The organism is Dyella sp. RRB7 (assembly GCF_022761115.1).
Classification (GTDB): Bacteria; Pseudomonadota; Gammaproteobacteria; order Xanthomonadales; family Rhodanobacteraceae; genus Dyella.
The window spans coordinates 340,537-354,974 of the sequence record NZ_JAKWJS010000001.1 but is presented as its reverse complement, the minus strand read 5'-3'; the positions used below and the strand labels follow the sequence as shown (position 1 = coordinate 354,974).

General features: G+C 63.8%; 12 protein-coding genes. 7 read left to right on the top strand and 5 right to left on the bottom strand.

The genetic code is table 11. The features are described 5' to 3' along the window. The first annotated feature begins 88 nt into the window (after positions 1–88). Both MJ606_RS01750 and MJ606_RS01745 read left to right on the top strand, forming a co-directional pair. Positions 89–718 carry a pit accessory protein gene (locus MJ606_RS01750; protein WP_243047690.1) on the top strand — a complete coding sequence of 210 codons (630 nt, stop codon included), beginning with the start codon at positions 89–91 and terminating at the stop codon, positions 716–718. Positions 719–797: 79 nt separating this feature from the next. Beyond that, positions 798–1,922, top strand: a complete 1,125-nt coding sequence (locus tag MJ606_RS01745; RefSeq protein WP_243047689.1) for an inorganic phosphate transporter — start codon at positions 798–800, stop codon at positions 1,920–1,922. 101 nt (positions 1,923–2,023) lie between these two features. Here the strand turns inward: MJ606_RS01745 and MJ606_RS01740 are convergent, their stop codons facing one another. Continuing rightward, positions 2,024–2,428, bottom strand: a complete 405-nt coding sequence (locus tag MJ606_RS01740; RefSeq protein WP_243047688.1) for a hypothetical protein — start codon at positions 2,426–2,428, stop codon at positions 2,024–2,026. 87 nt (positions 2,429–2,515) lie between these two features. Here MJ606_RS01740 and MJ606_RS01735 point away from each other — a divergent pair, with 87 nt between their 5' ends. Beyond that, entirely contained in the window at positions 2,516–2,854 is a 339-nt protein-coding gene (locus MJ606_RS01735) for an MGMT family protein (protein ID WP_243048561.1), read from the top strand. Between the two features lie 55 nt (positions 2,855–2,909). Here MJ606_RS01735 and MJ606_RS01730 read toward each other — a convergent pair whose 3' ends face one another. Beyond that, complete coding sequence (locus MJ606_RS01730; protein ID WP_243048560.1) at positions 2,910–5,756, bottom strand: TonB-dependent receptor; 2,847 nt, start codon at positions 5,754–5,756, stop codon at positions 2,910–2,912. A 388-nt stretch (positions 5,757–6,144) separates the two neighbouring features. On the opposite strand from MJ606_RS01730, the gene recQ reads away from it, so the two are divergent. Further along, positions 6,145–7,959: a DNA helicase RecQ gene (gene recQ, locus MJ606_RS01725; RefSeq protein WP_243047687.1), complete on the top strand. Its 1,815-nt coding sequence runs from the start codon at positions 6,145–6,147 to the stop codon at positions 7,957–7,959. Between the two features lie 271 nt (positions 7,960–8,230). Here recQ and MJ606_RS01720 read toward each other — a convergent pair whose 3' ends face one another. Then, entirely contained in the window at positions 8,231–8,488 is a 258-nt protein-coding gene (locus tag MJ606_RS01720) for a hypothetical protein (protein ID WP_243047686.1), read from the bottom strand. 229 nt (positions 8,489–8,717) lie between these two features. Further along, positions 8,718–10,373 carry a M28 family metallopeptidase gene (locus tag MJ606_RS01715; protein ID WP_243047685.1) on the bottom strand — a complete coding sequence of 552 codons (1,656 nt, stop codon included), beginning with the start codon at positions 10,371–10,373 and terminating at the stop codon, positions 8,718–8,720. A 294-nt stretch (positions 10,374–10,667) separates the two neighbouring features. Between MJ606_RS01715 and MJ606_RS01710 the strand changes: the two genes are divergently transcribed. The 3 genes from MJ606_RS01710 to MJ606_RS01700 all read left to right on the top strand — a co-directional run bounded on the left by MJ606_RS01710 (position 10,668) and on the right by MJ606_RS01700 (position 12,691). Continuing rightward, positions 10,668–11,066: an HU family DNA-binding protein gene (locus MJ606_RS01710; protein ID WP_243048559.1), complete on the top strand. Its 399-nt coding sequence runs from the start codon at positions 10,668–10,670 to the stop codon at positions 11,064–11,066. Positions 11,067–11,567: 501 nt separating this feature from the next. Next, positions 11,568–12,026 carry a phasin family protein gene (locus tag MJ606_RS01705; protein ID WP_243047684.1) on the top strand — a complete coding sequence of 153 codons (459 nt, stop codon included), beginning with the start codon at positions 11,568–11,570 and terminating at the stop codon, positions 12,024–12,026. Between the two features lie 218 nt (positions 12,027–12,244). After that, positions 12,245–12,691 (top strand): host attachment protein, encoded by a 447-nt coding sequence (locus MJ606_RS01700; RefSeq protein ID WP_243047683.1) that lies wholly within the window; start codon positions 12,245–12,247, stop codon positions 12,689–12,691. Between the two features lie 299 nt (positions 12,692–12,990). On the opposite strand, the gene MJ606_RS01695 is transcribed toward MJ606_RS01700, so the two are convergent. Then, positions 12,991–14,136, bottom strand: coding sequence for an IS3 family transposase (locus MJ606_RS01695; protein ID WP_279236644.1), 1,146 nt, complete (start codon positions 14,134–14,136; stop codon positions 12,991–12,993). Positions 14,137–14,438 lie beyond the last annotated feature (302 nt).

The window sequence follows — 14,438 nt, the reverse complement described above, 5'->3', positions numbered from 1 at the left end:
GCCCCGTTGGGGGCGTGATGCGGTGCGGCAGGGGCGTCCTGTAACATACCCGTCATTTCGGCATCCCCGCACCCCAGGCAATAACCGCATGTTTTCATTGCAAACGATTTTCGGCAAAGGCGACAAGTTCTATGGCCTGCTCGAGCAAAGCGCCGAGGCGGCGCGCGAGAGCGCCAAGGCCCTGCATGAACTGGTCACGCGCAAGGATCATGCGCCGGTGATGGCCGCCTTTGCCGCCGCACGGGCGCGCGAGAAGGCACTTGCCGGGCAGATCAGCGAGGAACTGGTCAACACCTTCGTCACCGCGCTCGACCGCGAGGACATCGAGGCGCTCAACTCCGCGCTGTACAAGATTCCCAAGACCATCGAGAAATTCGCCGAGCGCTACGAGATCGTGGCCGACCGCTTGAGCGATGTGGATTTCGGCGCGCGCGCCCTGGTGCTGGAGCGTGCCGCCACGGTGGTGTCGGAGATGATCGGCGAACTGCGCCGCGGCCTGCGCATCGACCCGGTGAAGAAGCTGCAGGACCGCCTGCAGACGCTGGAATCGGAAGGCGACCGCATGCTGCTCTCGCCATACCGCACGCTCTACGTGGAAGGCAACGATGCCATGCGCGCCATGCTGGCGAAGGACTTGTTCGAGCTGCTCGAAAAGGCCATCGACAAGTGCCGCGACGTGGGCAACACCGTCTATTCGATTGTGCTGAAGAACTCCTGAGGCACGGCCTGATGATCTCCTTGCATTTGCGTTGCCCGGTGTCGTTCCGGGCTTCCGGCGTCGTGCGTGAGGGTCGCGCATGAGCATCGGTCTTGCCCTGGCCGTAGTGTTCATCGCACTGGCCTTCACCTATATCAACGGTTTCCACGACACCGCCAACTCCATCGCCACCGTGGTGGCGACCAAGGTGCTGACGCCCGGCCAGGCCGTGCTGATGGCGGCGATCACCAATCTCATCGGTGCGTTGTGGGGTACGGCGGTGGCCAAGACCATCGCGGCCGGCCTTATCGACACCCATGTGATTGCGGCGGGACCGCAATTGCTGATCTGCGCCTTGCTGGCGGCCACCGTGTGGAACCTCATCACCTGGTGGCTGGGCTTGCCGTCCAGCTCCAGCCACGCGCTGGTGGGTGCGCTGGTCGGCTCGGCCATCGCCGCTTCCGGCAATAATTTCGCCTCGGTGATCTGGTGGCAGTGGGCCGGCACGCACTGGTGGCAGGGCAATGGCGTGGTGCCCAAGGTGGTGTTGCCCATGGTGATATCGCCCCTGATGGGCTTCATCATCGGCTTCCTGTTGATGGGCGGCCTGTATGCGCTGCTGAGCTGGTTTTCCAGTCGTACCGGATTCCTGCGGCGGTTCGGCCGCACGCCTTTCGTCAACAGCTTCTTCGGCAAGGCGCAGATCGTTTCGGCCAGCGCCATGGGCCTGGCGCACGGCATGAACGACGCGCAGAAGAGCATGGGCATCATCGCGCTGGCCCTGGCCGGCGCCACCGCGGCGGGTCAGTTCGAAGGACTGCCGGCGTGGCTGGGCTTCCTGCGCATCCAGGGTTCCACGGATGGCGGTTTCAGTGTGCCTTCGTGGGTGGCGGTGGTCTGCGCGCTGACCATGGCTGCGGGTACCGCCGGCGGCGGCTGGCGCATCATCAAGACGTTGGGCCACAAGATGGTGAAGCTGCATCCCATCAACGGCTTCGCGGCGGAAGGCAGTTCTGCCGCGGTCATTCTCACCGCTTCCGCCTTCGGTATTCCGGTGTCGACCACGCACAACGTATCGGCCTCGATCATGGGCGTGGGCGCAGCCAAGCGCTGGAACGCGATTCGCTGGTCGGTGGTGGAGCGCATGGTGTGGGCGTGGATCCTCACGCTGCCTGTCACCGCCGTGCTGGCCTATGGCATGGTGCGGCTCGCCCAGCTGTTCTAAGCGTCGAATGGTCTCATTTGCAGGAGCGCACCCGGTGCGCGATCACGGAGTTGTCGCTCCTTAGGCTTGTCGCGCACCGAGCGCGTGCCTGCAACGTGCGCCTAAAGGGCGTCGCCACCCATGGCGACGATCCGCTCCAGCTGATCGCCCAGTGCGCCCAGCTCTTCGATCAGGCGCTTCAGTTCGGCGGCATCCAGCAGTTCGTACGGACGGTTTTCGCACAGGTGCAGGTAGGGCGAGCCATCCAGGTCCGCCACGGCCAGGAAGCCCTTGCGTTGCTCCCAGTTGAAACGCAGGCAGCGGCGCGGATCGGCGCCGGCCAGCGGGCCCACCGGCGTGGAGATGCGCAGATAGCGTCCGCCGGCTTCGTCTTCCAGTTCGGCGAGATAGATGCCCTGGTGCCGGTCGTGCGGCAGCGTCAGGTCGAAGCTGATCAGGTACGGATCGTTGTGACGCAGCTGGTGCAGGCTGCCGATATGGGAACGCACGGCTTCAAAGTGGCGCATGGTGCGATCTCCTTGGCAGGCGGATTAAGCGCCGCTACTGTGCCACGACCCGGTGTAAAGAGCCTGTTGAAGATCATGCATAGCGCCATCGACGACGCCCATGCCCGCGTCTATGCCGCCATCGCCGCCATTCCCCGTGGCCGCGTTGCCAGCTATGGCGCCATCGCCGCACGCGCCGGCCTGCCCGGGCGGGCGCGCCTGGTGGGACGGCTGCTGGGCGAAGTGCCCGAGGGCATGGTGTTGCCGTGGTATCGCGTGCTGCGGGCCAGCGGCCATATCGCGATGCCACCGGGCAGCCGCGGCTTTCGCGAACAATGCTGGCTGCTGCGGGCGGAAGGCGTCGAGGTGAAGAACGGCCGCGTGGCGCTGTCCGCCTTCGGGTTGGATGCCGACCTTGATCGAGCCTTGTGGGGCGCGCCGGACTGAACGCCAATAGGGCGGCCCATTGCCGGGCCGCCCCGTGGTGGTGCCTCCGTATCGGCTAGAAGCGCTGCGTGTACTTGAGGTAGTAGAGGCGGCCGATGTCGAAGCCGCCGTAATACACGAACGAGCTGTTTGGCTTGGAGTACATGATGGGGCCGACCTTGTCGAACACATTGTTGGCGCCCACCGAGATCACCCCCTTCCACGGCATGCTCCAGCGGAACTGCACATCGTTGAAGGTAGTGCTGGCCACGTGGCGCATCGGTTGCACGCCATAGAACGGGTCCACGTGATCGGGCTCGTTGCACTCGGTGGTGAACGAGCACTTCTCCGTCATGCCGGAGTAGTAGCGCACCGTCCAGGTCGCGCCGAAAATGCCGCGGGTCCAGTCCAGGCTGAGGTTGGAGCGCACGCGGAAATTGGCATTGTTTCCGGTGAGCGGTTGGACCTTGGTGGCCGGGTTGTCGTCCGCCTTGATATTGAGGTAATCGACGTAGGTGGTATTCCAGCGCGCCGCGAACTGGCCTGCCGACGCGATGGAAAAGCGGTAGTTCACGCCGAAGTCGTAGCCCGCGGTCTTCTCCCAGCCCTTGTTGGTCAACCCGTAGTACATGTTGGTGATGACGCCGGTCGCCGGGTCGCGCTGGAAGCTGGAGCAGCGCGATGCAATGCCGGCCTGGTAGCAATCGTCCAGGATGTTCTGCACCGTATCCGCGCTGATCACGTGCTTGATGTCGATCTTGTACCAGTCCAGCGAGACGTCGAAGCCCTCCAGGTAGTGCGGGCTGTAGATCAGGCCCAGCGTGCGGGTGGTGGCGGTTTCCGGCGTCAGGTTGGGGTTGGAGCCGTTGGTGAACTGGTAGCCGGTCTGGCAGGGATACGTCGTACAGGGCAGGGAAGCCTGGCCCAACTGCACATAGTTCGCCGCCACCGGCGCCTGGCCGCCGAAGCCCGAGCCGCACCGAGTCGCCACGGACGGGTTGCCATGCGCGGCGCCTCGCTTCGCGTCGCAGGGATCGATATAGGACTCGAAGCTGCTGCCGATGCCGCCGTACAGGTCGGAGATGGTGGGCGCACGGAAGCCCTGCGACCAGCTGCCACGCACCAGCAGGTCCTCGATCGGCTTCCACTTGAGGCCGAACTTGCTGTTGGTGGTGCTGCCGAAGTTGTCGTAGTGGGAGTAGCGCGAGGCCATGTCGACCGACAGCTCGCGCGCCATCGTCATGTCCTTCAGCAACGGCACGTCCAGCTCCAGGTAGGCCTCCTTCACCGAGTACTTGCCCGATGTCGTGGTGGCCGCCAGGCCCGAACTCAGGCCGGCCTGATTGAATGCGTCCGGTACGAAGCGACCATCCTCGTGGCGGGACTCCACGCCCACGGCAAGGCCGAGATCGCCGGCTGGCAGCGAGAACAGCGTGCCGGCCAGGTTTGCCGCGTAGTCGGTCGTGGTGGTCTTGCCGGTGTCGTGGTACTCGGGGAACAGGTATTGCTGCACCGCCGGGTCGGCCAGCGAGCCGACGCCCGCCTGGCCGTAGGGCAGTAGTGGGTTCCACGGCACGCAGCCGGTGGACGGCTTGGCGGCGGTGCCGCAATGGACCTTGCCGTCCGAACCCAGGAAGGACGGCCCCACGGCATTGCCGACCGCAACCAGGTTGAAGTCGCCGTGGCCGTTCTTCAGCATGTCGTTGCGGTTGGTCATGACGCCGGCATCCCAGTTCCAGGTATGCCCGCCAAAATCAAAATATCCCTCGAAACCGGCTGTCCAGCGATAGGTCTCCAGCTCGCTGTCAGTGGTGCGGGGCATTTCCCAGCCGCGGCGGACGAAGTTCAGTTCCTTGCCCAGCGGATTGAAATAGCTTTCGGCCGACATCGGCGTGCCAAACGCGCTCGATTGGTACGGATAGCCCGCGATCTGCTGGGAGGTACGGCGCTTGTTGTAGAGAAAATCGGACTTGAACGCGATGTTGTCGCCCAGGTTGTACTTGCCGGCCACGAACAGCGAGGTGCGCTCGGTCCCGGTCTGCAGCGTCATCTGCTGGTTGGTGTTGGCGTACTGGGCGGGCGTGAGCGGGTGATAGTTGGCGATATTGCGCGGATCGGTGCCCGGCGTCAGGGTGCAGCTCGCCGCCTTGCCACCGGGGCCGCAGGGGCCCTTCACGATGTAGCCGTACTGGCTGATGCCGCTCCATCCCGCGGTGGGCTCCGGATGATTCGGGCCTGACGGGTAGGCGCTGAAGTCGCGGTCCTTGGCCCAGACCGGATCGTCCTTCTGGTATTGCGCGCTCAACATGATCGAGCCGCGCTCGTTGGCGGTGCCGAGGGTGAAGTCGTAGCTCTGCTTCTTGCCATCGGCTTGTTCGTACTCGCCGACGTAGGCGTTGGCTTCCGCACCGGTGAAGTTGCTGCGGGTGATCACGTTCACCACGCCGGCGATGGCGTCCGAGCCGTAGATCGACGAGCCGCCATCCTTAAGCACTTCGATGCGTTCGATGGCCGACACCGGAATCTGGCCGAGGTCCTGCAGTCCGGTCGTATTCTGGCCAAGGCGCTTGCCGTTGATCAGGATCAAGGTGCGATTGGCGCCCAGGTTGCGCAAGTCCACGTAGTAACCGCCCACGTTTTCGCCGGAAGACAAGGCATTGGCGCGGCTGATCTGCGGCGTACCCACCTCGGTGAGGTTCTGCAGGATGTCGGCGACCGAGGTGAAGCCCTGGTTCTCGATCTGCTTGCGGTCGATGGTGACGACCGGCTGGGCGGTCTCGATATCCGTGCGAGGAATGCGCGAGCCGGTCACCGTGACTACGTCGAGGTTCTTGGCGGATTCGGGCTTGGCTTGCATGTTGCCCGATGTGCTCTGCGCGAACGTCGGTCCGGCGGCGATAGCGGTACCCATGGCCAAGGCCATGCGAACGGCAAAGGCGAGCTTGCCTTGATCAAGCGATTTCAATTGATTACTCCCCAGAGATCGTCGTCTCAATGATTTCGAATGGCGCACAGGTCGCTCCCCGGCGGCTGTGGGCAAGTGGGATCCGACGCATGTGTGGTTCGGTCACCCGTTGTGGGCGCTGCTTCAGCTCACCCACAATTTCTTGCCGTTATCATCATGTTTTTGCGGGGCACTGAAGCCCATGCCTGATTGGCTGACGCTCTTGTCGGGGTTCGCCGGGCTCTGCTGTGATCTATTTCTTGTGCGGGTCCGTTCCCCGCGAGGAAGTGACGCCTGCATCGCCCCACGAGGATCACGGCGATGCCGGAAGTCGGCGTCGCAAGCCGCATTTGCTAGCATCACGGGGATGCTTCCTACTGCCCACGACATTCTTCACAGCATTTTCGGCTACACCCAGTTCCGCGATCAGCAGCAGGCGATCGTCGAGCAGTTGATCGACGGGGGCGACGCGCTGGTGCTGATGCCTACCGGCGGCGGCAAGTCGTTGTGCTACCAGATTCCGGCGTTGGTGCGGCAAGGCACCGGCATCGTGGTGTCGCCGCTGATTGCGCTGATGCAGGATCAGGTGGACGCGCTGCGCGAGGCGGGTGTGGCGGCGGCGTACCTCAACTCCAGCCTGGGCGCGGAAGACCAGCGCGAGGTGGAGCGGCGGCTGCTCGCCGGTGAGCTGAACCTGCTGTACGTGGCGCCGGAGCGTTTGCTCACCGGGCGTTTTCTCAGCCTGCTCGAACGTACCGAAGTGGCGCTGTTCGCCATCGACGAGGCGCATTGCGTCTCGCAGTGGGGGCATGATTTCCGGCCGGAGTACCGCGAGCTGGCGGTGCTGCACCAGCGCTTTCCGCAGGTGCCGCGCATCGCGCTGACCGCCACGGCGGACGATCGCACGCGCGAGGAAATCGTCGAGAGGCTGGCCCTGCAGGATGCCCGCCAGTTCGTCTCCAGCTTCGATCGCCCCAACATCCGCTACCAGGTGGGCCTGCGCCACAACGCGCGGCGGCAGCTGATGGATTTCCTGGAGCGCCGCCGTGGCGAAACCGGCATCGTGTACGCGCTCAGCCGCCGCAAGGTGGACGAGACGGCGGCGTGGCTGGCCGAGGCCGGCATCGATGCCTTGCCGTACCACGCAGGCCTGGATGCCGCCACGCGCCATGCGCACCAGCGCCGCTTCCTGCGCGAGGACGGCCTGGTGATGGTGGCCACGGTGGCGTTCGGCATGGGCATCGACAAGCCCGACGTGCGCTTCGTGGCGCATCTGGACCTGCCGCGCAGCATGGAGGGCTATTACCAGGAAACCGGCCGCGCCGGCCGCGATGGCCTGCCTGCCGATGCCTGGATGATCTACGGCCTGTCGGACGTGGTCACCATGAGCCAGATGATCGCCCAGTCCGAATCGGCCGACGAGCGCAAGCGGGTGGAGCGGCAGAAGCTGGAGTCGCTGCTGGCCTATGCCGAGGCCACGCAATGTCGTCGCGAGTTGCTGTTGGCTGCGTTCGGCGAGGCGTTCCACGGTCCTTGCGGTCGCTGCGACAACTGCATCGAACCGCCCAAGACCTGGGACGCCACCGTGCCGGCGCAGAAGGCGCTATCCGCCGTCTATCGCAGTGGGCAGCGCTTTGGTTCGGGACACGTCATCGCCATCCTGCGCGGCGAGGACAGTTCGCGCATGAGCGAGCTTGGCCATGATCGCCTGTCCACCTTCGGCATCGGCGCCGACATGGACGAGAAGCAGTGGCGGTCGGTGTTTCGGCAACTACTGGCGATGGGGCTTTTGGAAGCCGATGCGGAAGGCTTTGGCACCTTGCGCCTGACCAAGGCCAGCCGCGAAGTGCTCACCGGCAACCGTTCCGTGCGCCTGCGCGAGGATGCACGTCCGGCGCGGGCTTCGCGCAAGCGGCGGGACAGCCAGTTGGTGACGGGCGGCAGTCTTGGCGTGGAAGCCTACGAGCAGCCGCTATGGGAGGAGCTGCGCAAGCTGCGTGTCCAACTGGCCCGGCAGCATGGGGTACCGCCGTACGTGATCTTCCACGACGCCACCTTGCTCGCCATGTTGCGGGCGTTGCCGTCCAACGAAGCGGAGCTGGGCGCCATCAGCGGCGTGGGCGAGGCCAAGTTGAAGCGTTACGGGCGGGACTTCCTGGCGGTGATCAACGCGCAGGAGTGATGCCCTGCTTCCTCTCCCCTTTGGGGCGAGGATCGAGATGAGGGATGGGCACCCGCGGACGTGTTTATTCGAGCCGGTTCGGGCTCGGCGTGATCGCCAGCTTGGCCCCTCACTCCAGCCCACTCCCCAAAGGGCCTGATGGGCGTCGAATCTCGATCAGGCCATTCTTTGCTCGCCATTCCCGCTTTCGCGGGAATGGCGATGGGGCCAAAGGGTTCGTGGCTGAGATTCAACGCCCGTCAGGCCCAAGAGGGAGGGGAGGAAAAGCGTGTCATCCCGTCAGCCGCCAGCGCGTGCCTTCACCCGACACCCGCGAATGCGCCAGCGCCTGTTCGGGGATATAGCGCCACTGCGCCAGCTTGCCGGGCAAGCGGGCCTGCGGGCAGGCGATGCGGGCGGCGATCAAGGCGGACTCGGCGGTCTCGTGCCGCCCGATTTCCTGTTCCTCGCACAGCGCGCGCCACTGGCGACCGTGACGGATGATGCGGAACAGGCCGGTTTTCGAGGGGTAGACGTATTGCGCCAGCATGGGTCGGACGATCTTCTACGGCAGATGACGCATAGCCTGCCTGCTGTCCATGACTTCCCGGTGATGCCGTCGCGACGGTTGCATGGCGGCCGGCTGGCTGGTGGATGACCGCGATGCTGCGGTTCTGTTGCGCCCGTCATCTGAGTCAGCGTGACGTGAAAATGCACCTCGCCCGATAGAAAAACGGCCCGCATCGCTGCGGGCCGATCTCGATACACGCAGGGCGCGTTTACTTGCGCTGTGCGGCGGTGGCGTCGCGGGCGGCGCGGAACTCCGAATCCTTGCTCCAGTTGGGCCAGGTGTCGGAATTGGCCAGCTGGCTGCCCAGCGTGTAGAGGATCTGCAGGTCGCGCGCCATGCCGGTGAACTGCCAGCTTGCCTGCCACTCGTCCGACGGCTGGTGGTAGTGCTTGGCGACGTACTCTTCCTCGGCGGCCTTGCCGGCGGCCAGGCCGCCATCGACCCAGTCGTTGCCCGAGCCGAACGAAATGGCCGGCACGCCGCGCTTGGCGAAGGAGAAGTGATCGGAGCGGAAGAAGTGGCCCGCTTCCGGCTTCGGATCAGGCTCGTAGGTCAGGTTCCACTGCTTGGCCGTATCGGTCAGCTCATCGAGCAGGTCGAGCTTGGCGCTGCCGGAAATGGTGAAGTCGCGTGCCGGCCCGTGCGGGTCGAGCGCATCCATGTTGATATCGGCCACGGTCTTGGCTAGCGGATAGAGCGGTTTGGTCGCGTAGTACTCGGAGCCGAGCAGGCCCTTTTCCTCGGCCGTGACATTGAGGAACACCACCGAACGCTCCGGCCTGGGCTGGCTGGCGAAGGCGCGGGCCAGCTCGATCAGCGCGGCAGTGCCGGTGGCGTTGTCCACGGCGCCGTTGTAGATCTTGTCGCCGGTGGCATCGGGCGCGCCTATGCCCAGGTGATCCCAGTGCGCGCTGTAGATCACGGTTTCATCGGGGCGCTTGCTGCCTTCGATGCGCGCCACGATGTTGTGCGAGGTGATCACCTTGGAGTCGATCTTGTAGTTGGCCGAGAAGGTCTCGCCCTTGAGCACCACCGGCTTGAACTCGCGCGTCTGCGCCTGCTTCTTCAGCGCCTCGAAATCCAGGCCGGCGGCCTTGAACAGGTCCACCGCCACGTCGCGCTGGATCCACGCTTCCACCGGCGTGTGCACGCTGGAGGGATGGTCGCGCACCACGTCGAACTGGGTGTTGGTGTTGGAATTGGCCACCGTGGCCCAGCCGTAGGAGGCCGGCGCGGTCTCGTGGATGATCAGCATGCCGGCGGCGCCCTGGCGGGCGGCTTCCTCGTACTTGTAGGTCCAGCGGCCGTAGTAGGTCATGGCCTTGCCGCCGAAATCACCCACGCCGGTCTCGAAGTCCGGGTCGTTGATCAGCACCACGGCGATCTTGCCGTGCAGGTCCACGCCCTTGAAGTCGTCCCAGTTGCGCTCCGGCGCCTTCACGCCGTAGCCGACGAACACCAGCGGCGCGTTGTTGATCGCCACGGCCTTGGAGCCGTCCAGCGCGGAGCGCACGGCGATTTCCTTGCCCTGGGTAAGGTCCTCGGTCTTGCCGTTGACGGTGAAGGACAAGGCTGGCTTGCCGACGATGTCCGACTGCAGCAGCGGCACGGCCTGGGTCCACTCGCGCTTGCCGTTCTTGAGGTCGCCTCCGGGCTGGACACCGGCCGCCTTGAACTGGGCGATCATGTAGTCGATGGTCTTGGTCTCGGCTGCCGTGGCAGGCCCGCGACCTTCAAAGGCATCGGAGGACAGGGTTTTGACCTCGTCCGACAAGCGGTGCGGGTCGATGGTCGGCGTGGTCGATGCGGCGAACAGCACCGTCGACACGGACAGGGCAAGCACGGATAAGGCCAGACGCTTCATGGTTACCACCAGGCGGGGAAACGAACCTCGATAGTAGACAGCGTCCGCGCCACGGGTCCATAGCCGGGCCTTGCCGGGAGGCGGCGGCCGGGTGGTGCTTCCCTCGGAAAAGTCCTAGAAAACAGGCTTGCGGAGCCCGCAATCGTGACTTTCTTCACCCCCGCCTGACCGGAACTGCAAAAAAACCGCATTTTTTCCGTCTTGCAGCTTGGCGCGATGGGCTGGCATGCCATACATTCCGCAATGCCGAGAGGCATTGAACACACCATCATCTTGATGACCACGGGGAAATGTATGGCGAAGGCGCAGAAAGCCGTAGCAAAGAAGAAGGCCGCTCCGAAGGCAGCTCCGAAGACCGCCGCCAAGGCAGTCGTCCACAAGCCGATCAAGGAAGCCCTGGGCAAGTCGGGCCTGGTCGCTCACATCGCTGAAACCAGCGGCGTGATCGCCAAGGACGTGCGCGCCGTGCTGGCGTCGCTCGAGGCAGCCGTGACCGGTTCGGTGCACAAGAAGGGTGCCGGCCACTTCACCTTGCCGGGCCTGCTGAAGATCACCGCTGTCAGCGTGCCGGCCAAGCCGAAGCGCAAGGGCATCAACCCCTTCACCAAGGAAGAGCAGTGGTTTGCTGCCAAGCCCGCCACGGTGAAGCTGAAGGTTCGCCCGCTGAAGAAGCTCAAGGACGCTGCGCTCTAAGCGTAGTCGTTCGATAGCACCAGGCCCAGGTGCGGTGTCATCGCCGCACCTGGGCTACCAGTCGATCACGACGGTCTATGTGCTGCACGTGCCGCGAGGCGGGGCGCCACGTCGCCACCAGCCCTGTCGATCGCGACCTCGACCCATGCCGGTCGGTGCCGATGATCCGGCCTGTATCCAGGGTGGGCTGTAACGCCACGCTCTTGTCCGCCGGCTTGTTCATCCGCCTTGGCGGTCGCCAGAAACCTTCCTTCAAATCACATCGCGCACGTGGGTATGGCCCCCGGCGGACAGTTTCGCGCGCGCCATCTTCTCGTGCTCGGCGCTACGTGCTTTGGCCGTCCAATCGCTGAACTAACGGGAATAACCCGGCCAGTGCCGTGCCCGCCCGGTTGCCGTGACACCGGCATCACGACGCCAACGCTAGTGTCTGGTGGTCTGGCTTTTCTGATTCCGCTTGCCGCAATGCATGCGTGCTGTCGACCATCGAGGCCCTGGATCATGACTACCCAAAGCGATCTGCCGCTCAACCTCTACAAAGCCAATGCCGAGCTTCAGTTGCGCATAAGCAAGCTGGTGATGGAGAACTGGAAGAAATGGCTGGAGCTGTCCAGTCGCGCGGTCGACGACGGCATCGCCGAGTCGCAGTCGAAGGTGGAGCAGCTGCTGAAGGCGCAGGACTGGCAAGCGCTGGCGACGATGCCGGCCGAAACCTTCCGGCGTCTGCTTCAGCAGAGGATGGGCGACAGCACGGTCAACAACCAGATTGCAGCCAATGTACAGGCGCATTTCGCGCAGGGTCTGCAGGAGGCGATCCAGACCTGGCAGCAGGACACTGCCCGTGCACTGGGAAGCGTGGGCGATGTCGGTTTGGCCAACACGCCGTGGAACGACATCGTGGCCCAGTGGGGCAAGCTGTGGCCGTGGGCGGAAGGAAAGGGACCTGCGAAGGACAAGTAACGTCGCCCCCATGGGCCATGCTGTCCATTTTTACCGGCGATGATCAACAACACGGTTGCCGCTCCCATCGCTGGCGGCACGGATAAACTGCTCACGCCCGCTTGACGCCTTTGCGCGGAACCTGCCGCTGATGCCGATGACCAGCCGCATGCCATTGGCGCAGTACAGCGCATGGCATTCCTGGTGAAACGGCCTAGGAGCGCGTGATGAAAAAGACCGTGTGGATCGTGGTCGCCAACCGCGCGGTGGCGCGGTTGTTCCAGGCCACTCAGCCCATGGGCCCGCTGCGAGAGCTGGACTCATTCATCCATCCCGAAGGCCGTCTGCAGGACCACGAGTTGGTTTCTGACAAGCCGGGACGTGCCTTTGATCGCTTCGGGCCTGGGCGTCACGCCGAAGATCCCGATACCACGGCAACGGAGCAGGAAGCGGCCATCTTTGCCCTCGAGCTGGCCCGGTTCCTGAAGAAGGGCTGCAACGATGGCCGCTTCGATGCGCTCGTGCTGATCGCGGCGCCTGCCTTCCTCGGCGTCATTCGCGATCGGCTGGATGCGCCGATGCGTCAACGCGTCTTGCTCGAAGTGGACAAGAACCTCGTTCACCTCGACGCCGCCGCCTTGCGCGGCTATCTGCCCGAGCGGTTGTACTCGGCGGTTGAAGGCTGACGAGCATTGCTGTTGGTTTCGGAGGGGCGTGGTGATTCGAGCTGCCCCGCAGCAAGGTCGTTATGGCCATTAGCCCGGACTAGGGCTTGTATCTAGACCGGTATGGAGAGGGTCGCTCGGACAATTCTCGGCCGATGGCAATTTCGATACTGATTGAGTATCGGGAACGATGACTCGGAATCCGTCAATGCGTCCGTGCCACTGTCCCCGATCTGGCGCACAAAGTATCTGTATCCATAGGTTTTGATCATCAACAATATAGAACGTCGACAACTCCGAGCCACCCTTGAGCAGATTGACTACGCGCGTCTTCCTTCCATTGGCCAGAGCTTGTTTGACCTTGCCCCTTGCCCTCGCTGAGCGTCGGCCCAATTCTTCTCGAACGTCATGGGGCTGACGTAGTTCAATGTCGAATGCAGTCGGCGGGCATTGTAGAAGCCAAGCCAGTCGATGATTTCATCCATCGCGGCACGCCGCGTCGCGAAGTGCTGACCGTGCAGTCGTGCGACCTTCAGCGAACCCCACAGGCTTTCGGTCGGCGCATCCCAACAATCGCTGCGCCGGCTCATCGATGAACGCATGCCGTACGCCTTGAGCGTGTCCTGGAAGAGTCCGCTGCAATACTGGCTACCGCGGTCGCTATGCACAATCACGCCGGCTTCGGGGCGGCGCCGGAACCATGCCATGCGCAGCGCGTCCGTGACCATCTCGGCCTTCATATGCGGCTGCATCGACCAGCCCACCACCTGCCGGCTGAACAGGTCGATGATGACGGCCAGATACAGCCAACCTTCGGCCGTCGCCACATACGTGATGTCGCTCGTCCAGACCTGATTCGGCGCTGTCGCCGCGAAGTTGCGCTCCAACAGGTTCGGAGCGACCGGCAGGTTGTGGTTCGAGTTCGTCGTCGCGATGTACTTGCGCTTGTGCCGTGCGCGAATACCATGCTGCGCCATCAGCTTGCGAACTCGCTCCTTGCCCACGCGTACGCTGCGTGCAACCAGCTCTTTCCACATGCGCGGCCACCCGTATTCGCCCTTGACCTCCGCGTGAATCGCCTTGATGTGCGCCGGTGCGGCTTGTGCTGCGTGATACGTTGGCGCCGCTGATGAAAGCCGCTGGGGCTCACATCGAGTACTTCGCATAACACCGAAATCGGCCAGTGACGGCGATTGCGTTCGATGAACGCGTACTTCACGTCGAGTCCTGCGCGAAGTACGCACAGGCTTTTTTAGGATGTCGCGCTCCATCTTCAGCCGCGCCATTTCGGCACGAAGTCTCGACAACTCTATCTGCTCCGGGCTCGCCGGCTTCGTACCCGCTCCGCCAAGCTTGCCTTCCTGCTCAGCCTTGACCCAGTTGGAAATCGACTGCGCTGGCACGTCCAGCGTCGCGGTCACGGCCGCAACGCTCTGACCGGCTTTGACCAGCCGAACCGCTTCCAGCTTGAATTAGAGCGTGTACCGCGCCCGCGTCGTCTTGCTCATTTTCTTGACTCTCCTTGCTTGAGTTTAAACGCTCAGCAAGGGATTCGTTTTTTCGAGGGCAAGCTCAGTACCAATTGGATTTGGCCCTTAGTTGGGGCAAGGCGCAGGGCATCCGGCACCCGGATGGTGGCAATCGAAGGATCGCTAGCCAAATGCTAGACATGGCACTGCTAGACGATTTGGCTGGCGTTTTATGCCCTTCAGGGCAGGCAGCAACTTGCTTCTTGCTTCATTGCCAAACATACCTGTCATGGATCAGA

Coding starts and splice junctions, on each gene's coding strand:
- MJ606_RS01730 (WP_243048560.1), bottom strand. CDS start 5,756: ATGGCCTTGGCCATGGGTACCGCTATCGCCGCCGGACCGACGTTCGCG.
- MJ606_RS01715 (WP_243047685.1), bottom strand. CDS start 10,373: ATGAAGCGTCTGGCCTTATCCGTGCTTGCCCTGTCCGTGTCGACGGTG.
- MJ606_RS01705 (WP_243047684.1), top strand. CDS start 11,568: ATGACTACCCAAAGCGATCTGCCGCTCAACCTCTACAAAGCCAATGCC.
- recQ (WP_243047687.1), top strand. CDS start 6,145: ATGCTTCCTACTGCCCACGACATTCTTCACAGCATTTTCGGCTACACC.
- MJ606_RS01750 (WP_243047690.1), top strand. CDS start 89: ATGTTTTCATTGCAAACGATTTTCGGCAAAGGCGACAAGTTCTATGGC.
- MJ606_RS01740 (WP_243047688.1), bottom strand. CDS start 2,428: ATGCGCCACTTTGAAGCCGTGCGTTCCCATATCGGCAGCCTGCACCAG.
- MJ606_RS01710 (WP_243048559.1), top strand. CDS start 10,668: ATGGCGAAGGCGCAGAAAGCCGTAGCAAAGAAGAAGGCCGCTCCGAAG.
- MJ606_RS01720 (WP_243047686.1), bottom strand. CDS start 8,488: ATGCTGGCGCAATACGTCTACCCCTCGAAAACCGGCCTGTTCCGCATC.
- MJ606_RS01745 (WP_243047689.1), top strand. CDS start 798: ATGAGCATCGGTCTTGCCCTGGCCGTAGTGTTCATCGCACTGGCCTTC.